The 15,216-nt window shown below is 71.2% G+C and carries 14 protein-coding genes; 9 read left to right on the plus strand and 5 right to left on the minus strand.

All coding sequences use genetic code 11. The features are described 5' to 3' along the window. Nucleotides 1–263: 263 nt before the first annotated feature. A complete protein-coding gene (locus HUW46_RS15000; protein ID WP_215547865.1) occupies nucleotides 264–536 on the plus strand; it encodes a hypothetical protein in 273 nt (90 codons plus the stop codon). A gap of 281 nt (nucleotides 537–817) precedes the next feature. Here HUW46_RS15000 and HUW46_RS15005 read toward each other — a convergent pair whose 3' ends face one another. Beyond that, nucleotides 818–1,708 carry a poly(ethylene terephthalate) hydrolase family protein gene (locus HUW46_RS15005; protein WP_254126189.1) on the minus strand — a complete coding sequence of 297 codons (891 nt, stop codon included), beginning with the start codon at nucleotides 1,706–1,708 and terminating at the stop codon, nucleotides 818–820. 165 nt (nucleotides 1,709–1,873) lie between these two features. After that, complete coding sequence (pcrA, locus tag HUW46_RS15010) at nucleotides 1,874–4,315, minus strand: DNA helicase PcrA (RefSeq protein WP_215547866.1); 2,442 nt, start codon at nucleotides 4,313–4,315, stop codon at nucleotides 1,874–1,876. Nucleotides 4,316–4,446: 131 nt separating this feature from the next. Here pcrA and HUW46_RS15015 point away from each other — a divergent pair, with 131 nt between their 5' ends. The 7 genes from HUW46_RS15015 (at nucleotide 4,447) to HUW46_RS15045 (ending at nucleotide 11,179) form a co-directional block, all read left to right on the plus strand. Next, nucleotides 4,447–4,848, plus strand: a complete 402-nt coding sequence (locus HUW46_RS15015; RefSeq protein WP_215547867.1) for a DUF1707 SHOCT-like domain-containing protein — start codon at nucleotides 4,447–4,449, stop codon at nucleotides 4,846–4,848. Between the two features lie 168 nt (nucleotides 4,849–5,016). Beyond that, the gene (locus tag HUW46_RS15020; protein ID WP_215547868.1) at nucleotides 5,017–5,340 is read left to right on the plus strand and encodes a chorismate mutase; all 324 of its coding nucleotides are present in this window, start codon (nucleotides 5,017–5,019) and stop codon (nucleotides 5,338–5,340) included. 72 nt (nucleotides 5,341–5,412) lie between these two features. After that, complete coding sequence (locus tag HUW46_RS15025; RefSeq protein WP_215547869.1) at nucleotides 5,413–5,727, plus strand: hypothetical protein; 315 nt, start codon at nucleotides 5,413–5,415, stop codon at nucleotides 5,725–5,727. A gap of 296 nt (nucleotides 5,728–6,023) precedes the next feature. Then, nucleotides 6,024–7,250 (plus strand): hypothetical protein, encoded by a 1,227-nt coding sequence (locus tag HUW46_RS15030; protein WP_254126191.1) that lies wholly within the window; start codon nucleotides 6,024–6,026, stop codon nucleotides 7,248–7,250. Between the two features lie 252 nt (nucleotides 7,251–7,502). Continuing rightward, nucleotides 7,503–8,378, plus strand: coding sequence for a hypothetical protein (locus tag HUW46_RS15035; RefSeq protein WP_215547870.1), 876 nt, complete (start codon nucleotides 7,503–7,505; stop codon nucleotides 8,376–8,378). Nucleotides 8,379–8,590: 212 nt separating this feature from the next. Beyond that, a complete protein-coding gene (locus tag HUW46_RS15040) occupies nucleotides 8,591–10,183 on the plus strand; it encodes a serine/threonine-protein kinase (RefSeq protein WP_215547871.1) in 1,593 nt (530 codons plus the stop codon). A 21-nt stretch (nucleotides 10,184–10,204) separates the two neighbouring features. Further along, complete coding sequence (locus tag HUW46_RS15045; RefSeq protein ID WP_215547872.1) at nucleotides 10,205–11,179, plus strand: serine/threonine-protein kinase; 975 nt, start codon at nucleotides 10,205–10,207, stop codon at nucleotides 11,177–11,179. Here the strand turns inward: HUW46_RS15045 and HUW46_RS15050 are convergent. Beyond that, on the minus strand, nucleotides 11,157–12,077 hold the full coding sequence (locus tag HUW46_RS15050) for a LysR family transcriptional regulator (RefSeq protein WP_215547873.1): 921 nt from the start codon (nucleotides 12,075–12,077) through the stop codon (nucleotides 11,157–11,159). The genes HUW46_RS15045 and HUW46_RS15050 overlap by 23 nt on opposite strands. 105 nt (nucleotides 12,078–12,182) lie before the next feature. Between HUW46_RS15050 and HUW46_RS15055 the strand changes: the two genes are divergently transcribed. Next, nucleotides 12,183–13,106: a DMT family transporter gene (locus HUW46_RS15055; RefSeq protein WP_215547874.1), complete on the plus strand. Its 924-nt coding sequence runs from the start codon at nucleotides 12,183–12,185 to the stop codon at nucleotides 13,104–13,106. Nucleotides 13,107–13,113: 7 nt separating this feature from the next. Here HUW46_RS15055 and HUW46_RS15060 read toward each other — a convergent pair whose 3' ends face one another. Together HUW46_RS15060 and HUW46_RS15065 are read right to left on the minus strand one after the other, a co-directional pair. Beyond that, nucleotides 13,114–13,788, minus strand: a complete 675-nt coding sequence (locus HUW46_RS15060) for a response regulator (RefSeq protein ID WP_215547875.1) — start codon at nucleotides 13,786–13,788, stop codon at nucleotides 13,114–13,116. A 19-nt stretch (nucleotides 13,789–13,807) separates the two neighbouring features. Continuing rightward, the gene (locus tag HUW46_RS15065) at nucleotides 13,808–15,181 is read right to left on the minus strand and encodes a PspC domain-containing protein (protein ID WP_442860938.1); all 1,374 of its coding nucleotides are present in this window, start codon (nucleotides 15,179–15,181) and stop codon (nucleotides 13,808–13,810) included. Nucleotides 15,182–15,216: the final 35 nt, after the last annotated feature.

A 15,216-nucleotide genomic window follows, 5' to 3' on the forward strand; every position in this document is an offset into this window, starting at 1 on the left:
TCCCCCGCTTCAGGGCTCGCCGACAGCTTACCCCATAGTTCGAACTTGTGTTCGATACCGTTGTAGCGGAGGGGTCCGACAGTTCGCTGCGGGCGCCCGCTGTGACGACCGGCGATATCGTCAGGCGGCGCTGCGTGGTGTCCGGCCGAGGTGCGGGTGTCTCCGGGGCCTGCGCGGGAGCCGGGGCGTGTGGGAGGTGGGTGACGTGGCTGCCGCGTCCGTGGATGCCGGGGTTGTTGTGATTACTGACTTTTGGTTGTCACTTGCAGATCATCGTTGTCACCGGCGCGTCCGCGTGTGATCGAGCAGTCGAGGGCGACTCCGAACTGGTCAAGCGCATGGAGATAATCCGCATCATCGAGCCTTCGGCCCTCGATGACCAGGTCACGCAACTGGCGAGCCTGGTGAAGTGCCTGGTCCGCGGCGGTGACTACGGCGTCCGGGGCCACCAGCGCGAGCTGCTCGCGAGCCGCGAACACCCCGCATCGCGGAACGCCGACCGGGCAGCAGACGACCTGGTCTCGTTCGGAGCGTGATCCCCCGCCAACGCTGACCGGACGCCAGCGTTGGCATCTTGGATCGCGGTCAGGAAGACGACGTAGGAATCACGTCGAATCCGCTGGTCTTGATGAAATGTCTCCCGCCGCCACCGCATTCGGTCGGCAAGCAGGGTTACACCTGCCCCGATGGCCGTACCCAGCAACGTGAACAGCGGCGCCAACCAAGCCAGGAGCGCTGAGTGCGTCGCCTGGTGACACGTACGACCTGTATGAGGATCCGGACGGTGGCGGACCGCCCGGATCCTCACCGTTCACGGTCAGGCGTCAGGGCCGGGCACCTGCGCCGCGCGCGCGTTGCGTTCGAACCGGGTCCACGCCGGGTCGGCGCAGTTGCCGCAGCCGGGACCGAAGAACTCGCCCCGCGCCTGCTCGTCGCCGAGCAGCTCGAACCGGAACCACGCCGTCATCGGCCCGCGGAACCCGCCCGCGTCGCCGATCGAGGTGAAATGGGTCGCGCCCTTCAGCTCGCCGTATTCCGCGACGGTGTGCCCGGCGCCGAGGAAGCGCGGGTGCACCAGGAGGCCCGGGATCACGACGATGTCGGCGCTGCCCGCGAGAAAGAACATCGATCCTTTGACCTTCTCGACCGTGCCCTGGGGGCCCGGCTGCAGCGGGATCACGGTCTTGACCCTGGCGTCCTCGCCCGCGTTGATCGCACCGCCGCCACCCTGGGAATGTCCGGCCGCACCGATCTTGTCGAGGTCGACCTTGTGGTAGTAGACGCTGCCGGCGTCCTCGTTCCGCTTGGCGAGGTAGTCGATACCGGCCAGCATCGCCGCACCGGATCCGGACTGGGTGGTGTCCGCCGCCGCGACGACGAAGCCGTGCGAGGCGAAGTGGCGCATCAGCTTGTCGTACACCACCGGCGTCGCGAAAGTCCCGTTCCCCCAGATGATCACGGGGTTCTTGGTGCAGCCCTTGGCGGCGAGCTCGGTGGGCCGGTAGATGGTGTGCCCCTCGCCCGTGTGCTCCTCGGTCACGTCGAACGGGCCGGTGTCCGCCCACTTCCCGTCGACCGCGGGACACCCGCTCGACGTGGGCACCGAAAGCGGATTCGCCGCGGTGGCCGGGACCGCGGCGGTGACCGTGGTCAACACGAGCATCCCGGCGGCCGCCAATGCCTTGCCTACCCATGAAGCCTTGCTCATCGCGGGACCTTTCTGCGCAAGTCAGCCCTGCTGGCTGTGTTCGCACAGCGTGGAACAACCGCTACGAATTGGCTACGTGCTGGTACACACCGTTACCGTCCGTCGTTTGTGGACAGTAACAAGGAGGAAATCCCGCGGGTCACCCGAAAAGACCAGTGGTCCCCGCTAGAGCTTCACCATCGGCACGCTGCCGATCAGCATCAGCCGGACCTTGCCCGAGGCGCCGAAGTCGATCGTGGCGGTCGCGCGGGGGCCAGTGCCGTCGGTGGAGACCACGGTGCCGAGGCCGTACTTGTCGTGGCTGACCCTGTCCCCGACGTCGAGCTTGAGCGCGACGGTGTCCTTCCAGCCCTTGGCGAACGACCCCGCCTTCGGGCTGCCGAACCCGGACGAGGACGACTCGCCGAAGCCGGAACGCCTGCCCCAGGTGGTCGCCGCGCGCGGTGAGCCGAACCCGCCCCCGCCGCCGGACGACGGCTCCTCGCGGCGCCAGTCGAGGAGCTCGGACGGGATCTCGTCGAAGAACCGCGACGGCGGGTTCGAGGACGGCTGCCCCCACGCGGACCGGACCATCGCGCGGGAAAGGTAGAGCCGCTGGCGCGCACGCGTGATGGCGACGTAGGCGAGCCTGCGCTCCTCGGCCAGCTCCGCCGGATCGCCGAGCGCGCGCATGTGCGGGAAGACCCCGTCCTCCCAGCCGGTGCCGAACACGACCGGGTATTCGAGGCCCTTCGCGGTGTGCACCGTCATCAGCGTGACCACGCCGGCGTCCTGCTCGCCGTCCTCGCCGCCGTCGGGGCTCGGGATCGAATCCGCGTCGGCGACCAGCGAAACGCGCTCCAGGAACGCGGGCAGCGAGCCCGCCTCCGGCACTCCCGCCGCCGCTTCGTCGACCGGCGGCGCGGCGCCCTCTTCGCCCTCTTCCTGGGCGTTCGCGACCTCGACGGCGAACTCCGTGAACTCCCTCGCGACCGTCACGAGCTCCGTGAGGTTCTCGACGCGCGAAGCGTCCTGCGGGTCGTCCGACTCCTCCAGCTCGGTGCGGTACCCGGTGCGCTCCTGCACCGCCTCCAGCACGTCCGCGACCTCGTCACCGCGTTCCACCAGTTCCAGCAGGTCGTCCCAGAGCGCGACGAACCCGGCGATCGCCTTCTGCGAGCGCGGGTTGAGCAGCGGGATCCCGTCACCCGCCGCCTCGCGCAACGCGGCCGCGAACGAGATCCGCTCGCGCTCGGCGTGCGTCGCGACGACGGCTTCGGCACGGTCGCCGATGCCGCGCTTGGGCACGTTCAGGATCCGGCGCAGGCTGACCGTGTCCTCCGGGTTCGCCAGCACGCGCAGGTAGGCGAGCATGTCCCGCACCTCGCGCCGCTCGTAGAACCGCACGCCGCCGACCACCCGGTACGGCAGGCCGAGCCGGATGAAGATCTCTTCGAACACGCGCGACTGGTTGTTGGTCCGGTAGAACACCGCGATATCGGCGTAGTTCGCCTCGCCGCGATCCGCCAGCGCGTCGATCTCGTTGGCGACGAAGGCGGCCTCGTCGTGGTCGTTGTCCGCGACGTAGCCGACGATCTTCTCGCCGTCGCCCGAATCGGTCCACAGCCGTTTGTCCCTGCGGTTCGGGTTGCGCGCGATCACCGCGTTCGCCGCGGACAGGATGGTCTGCGTCGACCGGTAGTTCTGCTCGAGCAGGATCGTGTGCGCGTTCGGGAAGTCGCGCTCGAACTCCTCGATGTTGCGGATGGTCGCGCCGCGGAAGGCGTAGATCGACTGGTCCGCGTCCCCGACGACGCACAACTCGGCCTGCGGCACGCCCGACCCGCTGGTCTCCGTGCCGGCCAGCTCCCGCACCAGGGTGTACTGCGCGTGGTTGGTGTCCTGGTACTCGTCGACCAGGATGTGCCGGAACCGCCGCCGGTAGTACTCGGCGACGTCGGGGAACACCTGCAGCAGCTCGACGGTGCGCATGATCAGGTCGTCGAAGTCCATCGCGTTGGCCTGCGCGAGCCTGCGCTGGTACTCGGCGTAGACCTCGGCGACCCTGCGCTCGAGGTCGTTCGCCGCGCGCGAGGCGGCGCCGTCGGCGTCCACCAGCTCGTTCTTCAGGTTCGAGATGCCCACCGCGAGCGTGCGCGCCGGGTACCGCTTCGGGTCGAGGTCGAGATCCCGCGCGACCAGCGTGATCAGGCGCTTGGTGTCGTCGGAGTCGTAGATCGAGAAGCTCGACGACATCTCCAGCGTCTTGGCCTCGCGGCGCAGGATCCGCACGCACATCGAGTGGAACGTGGACACCCACATCGCGTTCGACCGGCGCCCGACCAGCTCGCTGACCCTGTCCCGCATCTCGGCCGCGGCCTTGTTCGTGAACGTGATCGCCATGACCTGGCCGGGGTGCACGTCGCGCGCGCCGAGCAGGTACGCGATCCGCCTGGTGAGCACCCGCGTCTTGCCGGAACCCGCGCCCGCGACCACGAGCAGCGGGACCCCGGTGTGGGTGACCGCGTCCCGCTGGGCCGGGTTCAGGTCCTCCAGCAGCTCAGCATGGCGCCCCGGAACGGGGCCTGCTCCGGAGGTTTCGGCGGGGAGATCGAAGAGGGTGTCCATCGGGTGTCCACGCTACTCGGGGGCACCGACGGAACGCCGGGGTGCCGCCGACGGCTACCGCGGCGGGCGTACGCGCGACTGCCGCTCCGGAGCCGACGCGCCCGCGGCCGCGGGCGGGGACCGTGGTGGACATGGACACGAACCCCGCCAGGCTCCGCGCTTCGGACGCCGAACGAGAACGGATCGCGCAGCTCGTGGAGCGGGCAGGCGCGGACGGCAGGCTCACCCTCGCCGAAATCGAAGAACGGCTCGGCCGGGTCTACGCGGCCAGGTACACCGACGAACTCACCGAGCTCACCGCCGACCTCCCGGAACCGGCTCCGCCCGCCGCCCGCCGCGGAGTGCCGCGGCCGCTGCGGGTGCACGCGGCCGTCGTCGCCGTCGTCGCGACGGCCCTCGTGGTGCGCTGGGTGGCCGGGTCCGCGCAGTTCTTCTGGCCGGTCGTCCCGCTGTTCTGGCTCGCGCTCAGCCTGGTGGCACACGCCAGGATCCGCCGCTTCGCCGTGGCGGGCCGCCGGGCTGTGCCATACTGACGGTGTGCACCAGACGAGCGCGCACCGATTTTTCTACGGGACCCGGACTCCGGCTCCCGTGATCGCGTAGTGCTCGAACCGCAGTCACGCCAAGCCCCGGAGTCCACGGACCCGGGGCTTTCGTCAGCTCAGGGGCCGCGGGTGGATCCGGACCGACCGGAGGACCAGATGAACGCGCAGACCGCGAAGAACACCGGCCCCGCCGAGAACACCGGCGCCGGGGATGACGCCGTTCCCCCGGCGCCGACCGCCGAGCAGATCGGTGAGCTGCGCCAGGAGATCGACTTCCTCGACGCCGAGATCCTGCGCCTGGTCAAGCGGCGCGTCGAGGTGTCGAAGACGATCGGCGCCGCGCGCATGGCCGCGGGCGGCACCCGGATCGTCTACAACCGCGAGATGGACGTGCTCGCGCGCTACCGCGATCTCGGCCCCGAAGGGCGGCAGCTGGCGATGGCGCTGCTCAACCTCGGCCGGGGCAGGCTCGGTCGCTGAAAACCGGGCATCCCGGCGAAATCAGGGTGAACCCCTGAGCCGCGAAGCGAGGTTCACGGGCACACTGGTGTCATGGACGCCATCTTCAACGTGATCGCCGTGATCATCGCGATCGCCAGCGTGCTCGCCTCGCTCGGCCACGCCGGGTACCTGGCCCTGCTCAACAACGCGGCGAACAAGCGCGCGGGTGGCGCACCCGTCGCGCAGTACGTGCGCAGCCGGTGGGCGGTCGCGGGCGGGACGACCGCGGTGTCCCTGCTCGCGTGGCTGCTGACCTCGGGCAACTTCGGGATGGACGTGGTGGCGATCATCCTCGCCGCGGGCAGTGGCGTGGTCGCGACCAAGTCGCTGCAGTCGACCCAGGCCAAATACCGCAGCGGCGGGTAGCAGTACCAGACTTTTTCGCGCGCGCCGCCCATTTGGGCGCGCCCGAGCGGGTGAAACCGCGGGGCCCCGGCATCCCGCGATCCGGCGGCCTCTTAGTCTTGGAGGGTGCCCCCCTCGCCCTGGCCGGGTCACGGCCTTGCACTCCGCAACGCGCATGCGCGTGCGCGTGCAGCCGGGCGTGCAAATTCCCGGGGCAGGAGCACCGTTCTCGATCATCCGCGGCACCGCACTGGTCCGATCGGTCTAATCCGGCCGCTTTCCCCGTCACGCCTGCCGCGCCCGGGGGTCGATCCGGCATGAACGGTGGGGCACATTCGACGGATCACCCTCCTTCGCACGCGGGCAGGCACCGGCGCGGCGGTGCGGGCACCTGGACCCCGGCCGTGCCGCAGCAGCAACAGGCCCCGCGCAGGCACCGCCGTGCCGCGCCGGACCCCGTCGACCCGCCCGCCAGCGGCTCGCTGCCCCTGATCTCGCAGATCATGGGGGAAGGCGCCAGCCACGGCAGCACCTCCGGATTCCTGTCCTCGACGGGGAGCCTCCCGTTGCCGAGGACGGCCTCGCCCGAGCCGCCCGCCCCGCTGGCTCCGATCGACCGGCCCGAAGAGCCGACCGGCACCGTCAACCCGCTGGTCACGCCGAAACCCCCGGCCCGCACCCGCGTGACGATGACACCGCCGAAACGCCGTCGCGACGACGACGAGGCGCGCGTGTACGCGCTGCCCCCCGCCGACGGGCTCAGCACCTTCGACCTCGGCAGCGTGCCCGCCTCGGTCACCCCGCCGCGAACCTGGCGGAAGGCCGCGTGGTTCGCCGCGGTGTCCTCCGGCGGCGTCGTGGTGTCCCTGCTGTTCGCGGGGTCGTACCTGATGGGCAAGCCCGAGGACAGCAGGGCGATGCCGAACTGGCCCGCGATGCAGGGCCAGCCGACGCTGGACGGCGAGCACTTCACCGGTCCCCCGTCCGGCACCACGCCGCCCGCGCAGGACGGAACCTCCCAGCGCGAAACCAGCGACACGACCTCGTCCGACCCGCTGACGACGTACCCGAACGAACAGCCCGGACCCACCGGCGGGTTCAGCACCCACCCGACGACGACCGGCACCAGCGACGGCACGTTCGTCCCGCCCGCGCCACCGGCGGCACCGCCCAAGCCGAAGAAACCCGGCCCGAGCGACCCGACGTGGAGCCAGGACGATCCGACGTACGTCACGGTGCCCGTCAACCAGCCGTCCACGCTCAAAGCCAATTCCCAGAAGTACCTCGACGAAGTCACCGAAAACCCGGAGAAGGCGCACGGCCTCACCACCGGCGGCCTTCAGGACGAGGGCCCGAGCGGGCTGAAGAAGAAGTACTCCGACGTCGCGTACTTCGAGGTCGAGCACGTGCAGGTGCACCAGTACGACGGCAAGGGCGTCACGGTCTGCACGGTGAAGACGGTGCACAACGACGGCACCGAGACCACCGAGCAGAAGAAGCTGACCTTCCAAGACGGCGGCAAGATCTCCGACGACGGAAAATAACCGACCACTGGGCCGTTCTCCCCGTCCGGATTGGTCTACTCGGGTGAACCGTTGTGCCGTTCGTCGTAGCGCGGCAACCCTCCACCGATCGAGGCTGGCAGGTAACGCCGGGCGGGGGTTCCCTGATGAACAGACGTCCGGCACGGCCCACGAGGCGCCGGCGGGCACCTGAGCACCACACCCCTGTCCAGCGGGTACGGTCCACGGCCGATACCCCCGCGACAACGAGACACAGAGGCCGAAACCAAGGCGATGACCTTCGTGCACGATCGGCGACGCGGCGGCGAACCCGCCTCCGTCGAACTCGAGGACGCCATTTCCGAGGAAGTGCTGTCCGCCAGCGGCGCCGACCGGGAGCGCCTGGCACGCGTCCTCCGCGAGCCGCACAAGTTCCTGCCGCCGCCGAGGACCAGGCCGCGCCGCGCGCCGCAGCCCCCTCGTGAACCCGAAAGCCGCCTCGCCAGCGGGGCGAAGTTCGTCGGGCTCATGGTCGCGGGCGGGCTGCTCACCGGGGCCGTGGTCGCTTCGGCCCTGCTCGCGGGCCGCCACGACAACCAGGGCAGGGCCGACGAGCCCGCCCGGCCGGAGATCACCGGCGTCGCGGCGCTCGGCGGTTTCGCCACTCCCGATCGTTCCGCGCCCGCCACCGGCGGGGGCAACGGCGAAAAGGGCAGCGGCCCGTCCAAATCCTCGTCGCCGTCGCGGCCGGGCACCGCACCGGCCGCCCCGGCGGGCACCACCGGCGGCACGAGCGCGCCGAGCGGCACCCCCAGCACGTCCGCCGCCACCACGACCACGGGCACGATGAAGGCGCAGTCGGCGAGCAAGGTCGACGTCGTGCGGTCCTTCTACCGGCTGGTGGACAACGCGCCGCGGCAGGCGCTGTCGCTGCTCGACCCGGTCCTCGCCGGCGACCAGGCGGACAACCTCGTCGACGCGTGGGCCGGGATGGAGGACGTCAAGGTCACCCAGGTGACCCAGCGTGCCGACGGAGCGGTGCTGGCCGTGGTGACGATGGCGGATCCCGAGGGCGGGCACCTGCGGATCACGCAGCTCCTGAAGCTCGCGGATCCGATCCGGCCCCTGATCACGGGTGTGACGCTGCTCTCCGCGGAACACGTGCGGTGATCATCGAACCGAGGCAACGTGAAGCCGTCCTCAAGCGTGCCAAGTTCGTGTGCGCAGAGTGAGCACCTAGCCTTGTCACGGGCCGGTCTCGGGAAAGCCGGCACGCGGGTGAAGAATTGTGCCTACGCTCCTGACACACGCCAGGGCCGGTCGCGCACGGTGCCCGTGCCCCCAGACCGCGCTCGGAAGTCAGAGCCCCAAGAGGAGGTCGCGTGAGCGACGAGGGTCGCCTGGTCGCCGGCCGGTACCGCATCATCCGGCGGATCGGCACCGGCGCGATGGGCGCCGTCTGGCAGGCGCAGGACGAGGTCCTGCACCGATCCGTCGCGATCAAGCAGCTCCTGCTGCAGCCGGGGCTCGAGGACCACGAAGCCGAGGACGCCCGCCAGCGCACCATGCGCGAAGGCCGGATCGCCGCCAGGCTGCACCACCCGAACGCGATCACCGTGTTCGACGTGGTCACCGACGACAACGGCCAGCCGTGCCTGATCATGGAGTACCTGGAGTCGACCAGCCTCGCGGCGGTCCTGCAGGAGCGCAGGACGCTGCCGCCGATCGAGGTCGCCCGCATCGGGGCGCAGGTCGCGGCCGCGCTCAAAGAGGCGCACGCGGTCGGCATCGTGCACCGCGACATCAAGCCGGGCAACATCCTGCTCACCTCGAGCGGCCTGGTGAAGATCACCGACTTCGGCATCTCCCGCGCCAAGGACGACGTCACCGTCACCAAGACCGGGATGATCGCGGGCACGCCCGCCTACCTCGCGCCCGAGGTCGCCATCGGCGGTGACCCCGGCCCCGAGTCCGACATCTTCTCGCTCGGCTCCACGCTCTACGCCGCTTGCGAAGGCCAGCCGCCGTTCGGCCTGAGCGAGAACACCCTCGGCCTGCTGCACGCGGTCGCGGCCGGGCAGATCAACCCGCCGCGCCAGTCGGGCACGCTCGCCAGCGTGCTCGCCGTGCTGCTGCACCCGGAGATCCAGCACCGCCCGACCGCGGAAGAGTCCGAGGAGCTGCTCGACGCGGTCGCGCGCGGCGAGACCCCGCTCGGCGGCCCGTCGGACGAGACCAGGATGAACCCGGCGGGCGGCATGCTCGCCGCGGGCGCGGCCGGTGCCGCGCTCGGCGCCGCGGGCACCCGCGCGTTCAGCGGCGACGACCTCGCGGGCGGGCATTCCGGCACGCTGTCGCCCGACGACCCGGCGCAGGGCTTCTACGACCACGGGTCCGACTACGACCCCGTCGACTACGCGGACGAGCCCGGCTACCCCGCCGAGGACTACGACCGCGGGCCCGCGCCCACCAGGGCCGTCTCCCCCGTCGACCGGGACCCTTACGACGACGGCTACGACGACCCGCGCCCGGCCGCCCACCCGCTGGACCGCCACGACGACGAAGAAGACGAGGAGCCGGGGCGCTGGAAGAAGCCCGCGGCCGTCGGCGGCCTCGTGCTGATCGCGCTCATCGCGCTCGGCGTGTGGGTGTTCAGCCCGCGCAGCGCGGACAGCAGCGGCCCCAGCCCGTCACCCACTTCGCAGCCGTCGGCGCCGCCGTCGTCCTCGTCCTCGTCGATGACCACGGAGCCCACCACCGAACCCTCGTCGAGCGACACGTCGTCGTCGAACAACGGGCCGACGAAGAAGTCGTCGTCGAAGAAGACCAGCGAGCGCCCGCCTCCCGGTGGCCAGCCGACGAACCCCGGCGGGCAGGACCCGGAGCCGCCGTCGACTTCGGAGAAGCCGCCGAGCACCAAGACGACGCCGCCGAGCACCAGCGAAAAGCCCCCGACTACGACGAAGACTCCCTGACCGTCACGACGAGAGGCAGATTTGGCTACTGAGGGCGCACTCGTCGGTGGCCGATTCCGGCTGGACCAGCCGATCGGGCGCGGACGCGCGGGAATCGTCTGGCTCGGCTTCGACACCAGGCTGCACCGCACAGTCGCCGCGAAGCCGATGCTGGTGCCGCCGGGGACCGACCCCGAGCAGGCCGTCCGCGAAGGCCGCGAGGCCACCAGGGTCGCGCACGCCTGCGTGATCACGGTGCACGACGTGCTCAACGACGGTGGCCAGCCCTGGCTGATCATGGAGTACGTGCCGTCGCGGAACATGGCGGACTTCCTCACCGAGCACGGGCAGCTGACCGCGGAGCAGGCCGCCTTCCTCGGCATCCAGCTCGCGTCCGCGCTGACGGCCGCGCACACCGCGGGCGTCCTGCACCGGCGGCTCGAACCGGGCAACGTGCTGCTCGCCGACGACGGCGGCGTGAAGGTCACCGACATCGGGATCACCGGCGGCGGGCCCGACCCGGCCTACCTGGCGCCCGAGGTCGCCCGCGGCACCGCCGCGACGCAGGCTTCCGACGCGTTCTCGCTCGGCGCGACGCTCTACACGGCCGTGGAAGGCGTGCCGCCGTTCGGCGAGCAGGGCTCCGGCCAGCTGCGCACGCCGCAGCGCGCGGGCGCGCTCACCGGCGCGCTGTCCAAGCTCCTGCGCCTCGACCCGTTGATGCGGCCGACGATGGCGGACACGATCTCGTCGCTCGAAGCGATCACGCAGGGCCGTCAGACCGCGTTCATCCCGCCGACCGCGCCCGCGATGCCGACCGTGCCCGCGTGGCCGATCCCGCAGCACCAGCCCGCGCCGCCGCGGCCCACCCAGCAGTCCAGCATCCCCGAGAAGCTGAAGGCCCCGCTGGCCACGGCGACCTCGACGGCGAAGGGCAGGGCGTGGATCCTGGCCATCCTGGCGATCGTCGTCGCCGCGTCCGTCGGCATCGGGATCACGCAGTTGCTTTTCCTGTGACCGCACCGCTGACCACCTCGCGCAGGCTGTCGATCAGGTAGCGCACCGCGGGCCGGTTCCGCGCGCGAGCCGCGACCGCGGCGTAGATGCTGCGGATCGGCTCCGGGCGGCGCAGCTTCCGCACCACGACACCGGGGTACGGGCCGCCGACGCCCAGTTCCGGGATGACCGAGATGCCCAGCCCGGCGGCGACAAACCCTTGTGCCGTCTGGTAATCCTCGGATTCGACTGCCATGTCCGGGGTGAAGCCCGCCGCCGCGCAGGCGTCGAAGAGGATCGCGCTGCACGCGCCGCGCGGGTACTCGTTGCCGACCCACGGCTCGTCGGCCAGCTCGCCGAGGTCGATCACGCGCTTGCGGGCGAGCCGGTGGCCTTTCGGCAGCACCACGCGATGCGGGTCGTCGAGCAGGTGCACGAGTTCGACGTCGCGCGCCGGGGTGGCGCCCTTGTGCAGCACCACGATCGCGAGATCGGCCTCGCCCGACTCGACCTCGGGCATCGGGTCGCCGGGGTCGATCAGCTTGAGGTCGAGGCCGATGCCGGGGTGCTCGCGGCGCATCGCGGCGACCGCGCGGGGCATGAGCGAGGCGCCCGCGGTGCTGAAGTAGCGGATCGACAGCGTGCCGGTCCGGCCCGCCTTCAGGTCGTTGAGCGCGGCCTCCGCCTTGGACAGCTGCGCGCCGACCAGCTCGGCGTGCTCGGCGAGCAGGGTGCCCGCCGCGGTCGGGCGGATTCCCCGCCCGGCGCGCTCCAGCAGCGCCACTCCGGCCTCGCGTTCCAAAGTGGACAGTTGCTGGCTGATCGCGGACGGCGTGTAGCCGAGGTTGCGCGCGGCCGCGGTGACCGAGCCGCTGGTGATGACCGCGCGGAGGACCTGCATGCGCCTGGCGTCGAGCATGGCATCGACTCTACAGGTCTCCTTAAGCGTTCCTGCAGTTTATTTCACTTGTCCTTACGTCCGGGGTGGGTGACGCTGGCGGCAGACGATCAAGGAGGGACTGGGGTGACCGAGGCGAAGACGCTACTGCGGATGGCCGCGCTGGCAGTGATGTGGGGGTCGAGCTTCTTCTGGATCAAACTGGGGCTGCACGCGTTCTCGCCAGTGCAGCTGGTGCTCGCGCGGGTCGTGCTCGGCGCCGTCGTGCTCACGATCATCTGCTACGCCCAGCGCGACAGTTTGCCCGCTAAACGCAGCTTGTGGGGCCTCATCGCGATCGCCGCCTTCTTCCACAACGCGCTGCCGTTCCTGCTCTTCGCCATCGGCGAGCAGACCGTCGACTCCGGCATCACCGGCGTGCTGAACGCGACCACGCCCCTGTGGGCGCTGCTCGCGGCCGTGCTGTTCCGCCAGGACCGCCGCGTCACCGGGATCCGGCTCGCCGGGCTCGTGCTCGGCCTCGGCGGCATCGTGCTCATCTTCGCGCCGTGGCACGCGTCCGGCCTGCTCAGCTGGGGCGCGCTCGCCTGCCTGGTGGCCTCGGCCAGCTACGGGTTCGTGTTCGTCTACGAAGGCAGGTACCTGGCGGGCACCGGGACGTCGCCCATGGGGCTGGCCGGCGCGCAGATGATCCTGGCCAGCGGGTTCACCCTGCTCGCGCTCCCCGTCGGCGGGCTGACCCCGATCACCCTCGACCCCGGCGCGCTGATCGCGGTGGTGATCCTCGGCGTGTTCGGCACCGGGATCGCGTTCGCCATGAACTACCGGCTGCTGGAGACCGAAGGCGCCGTAGCGACCTCCACCGTCGGCTACCTGCTGCCGATCGTCTCGGTGCTGCTCGGCACGGTGTTCCTGGACGAGGAGCTGAACCTGCGGGTCATCGCGGGCATGCTCGTCGTCCTCGGCGGCGTCGCGCTCACCCGCGTCCGCCGCCGCACCCCGGAACCCCGCCCCGAGCCGGCGGCGGCCGAAGCGCGTTTAGCCCGCTAACTGCACTTCAGACGAGGCGGCGGTCCGACGCCCAGCGGGAGAGTTCGTACCGGTTCGACAGCTGGGTCTTCCGCAGGACGCTCGACACGTGCGTCTCCACCGTCTTGACCGAGATGAACAGTTCGGACGCGATCTCCTTGTAGGCGTACCCGCGCGCCAGCAGCCGCAGGACGTCGCGCTCCCTCGGCGTCAGCAGGTCCAGTTCGGGGTCGCTGATCGGCGCTGAGCCGGGCCGGTCGGCGAACGCGTCGAGGACGAACCCGGCGAGCCTCGGCGAGAACACCGCGTCCCCGTCCGACACCCGGACGACCGCCCTGACCAGCTCCTTCGACGAGATCGTCTTCGTGACGTACCCGCGCGCGCCCGCCCGGATCACCGCGATCACGTCCTCCGCGGCGTCGGACACCGACAGCGCGAGGAACACCACGTCCGGCTGTTCGGGACGCACCCGCCGCAGCACTTCGGCACCGCCGCCGTCGGGCATGTGCACGTCGAGCAGCACCACCTGCGGGTTCGCGCGGGCGATCCCCGCGACCGCCTCGGCCACCGAGCCCGCTTCCCCGACCACGCGGACCTCGTCGGTGATCGAGTCCAGCTCCGTGCGCACCCCCGCGCGGAACAGCGCGTGATCGTCGACGAGGAAGACCTTGACCGGTTCCCTGGCCTGTTCGTTGTCCGTCACACCGCTCCCTCGTCCACCGTCAAGCTCCCTTGCCGACCTTGACCGGCATCGCCAGCTGCACCTCGGTGCCTTCACCCGGCGCCGTGCGCAGGCGGCAGCTGCCACCGTTGCGCTCCATCCTGCCCCGGATGGAGTCCGCGAGGCCATGCCGGTCGTCCGGAACGACGTCCGGATCGAACCCCTTCCCCCGATCGCGCACGAACACGGTGACCTCGGTCGGCTCCACCTCGGCGTAGACGCTGACCTCCTCGACGCCCGCGTGCTTCGCCGCGTTGACGATCGCCTCCCGCGCCGCCTGGACGAGCGCGACGAGCGGCTCGTCGAGCTCGACATCGCCGACGACCACCTGCTGCACCGAGATCGCGAAGGTGTCTTCGACCTCGCCGCAGGCCCGCGCGAGCACCTCGGAAAGCCGTCCGGCCGGGGTCTCCTCCTCGGTGCGGCCCGGTTCGCCGCTGACCCCGTTCTTGCCGTACCCCGACGGCCCGTACAGCCAGCCGCGCAGCTCTCGCTCTTGCCCCCTGGCCAGGCGCGCGACCTCCCTCGGCGCGTCCGCCTGCTTCTGGATGAGCGCGAGCGTCTGCAGCACCGAATCGTGCAGGTGCGCGGCGATCTCGGCGCGTTCCTCGGTGCGGATGCGCGCCCGGCGCTCCTCACCGAGGTCGCGCACCATGCGCAGCCAGAACGGGACGGTCAGCACGGCGACGCCGACCAGGGTCGCCAGCACCGCGATCAGCGCGAACTGGACCTGGTCGAGGCTGCCCGACCGCAGCACGACGACCCCGATCCCGGTCACCACCAGCGCGACCCCGGCGAGCACGCGCAGCGCCGCCGACCAGCCACCGCCGCCGAGCACCGCGCCGGCGACCCCGCTCTTGCCGAGCCAGCGGCGCCGCTGGCTCTCGTCGGCTTCGCGCCAGACCAGCGCGGCGCCGATCAGCGCCACCGCGATCGGCACCGCGACCCAGCCGCTGATCGCCCCGGTCATCGTGCCGCTGGCGACCGCGAGCCCGATCCCGAGCGCGACGAGCCCGACGGCCTGCTGCTTCTCGCGAGGCGACTCCTTCTTCGGCGCCTCCTCGTGGGCCTGCTGCGGCACGAACACCCACAGCAGCCCGTAGGCCAGCACACCGGCGCCGCCGATCGCGAGCAGCGCGAACGCCGCGCGGACCCACAGCACGCGGACCCCGAGATGATCGGCGAGCCCGCCCGCGACCCCCGAAAGCACCCGCGACGACCGGCGCCGGAACATCTTCGGCTGGCCGTCTCCGGCCAGTTCGGCCGACGGTTCGGCGCGCGGCGCCGGTTGTTCCGGCTGCGACGGTGCCGCGTCGGCGTTCTCCACCGGTGCCGCGCTCGTTCCGGACGCGGTCTCCTCGGCCTGGTCGTGCATGACACCCATGGTCACACGGGCGCGAGGCGGATTCA

The sequence above is a fragment of the Amycolatopsis sp. CA-230715 genome, assembly GCF_018736145.1.
Taxonomy (GTDB): domain Bacteria; phylum Actinomycetota; class Actinomycetes; order Mycobacteriales; family Pseudonocardiaceae; genus Amycolatopsis.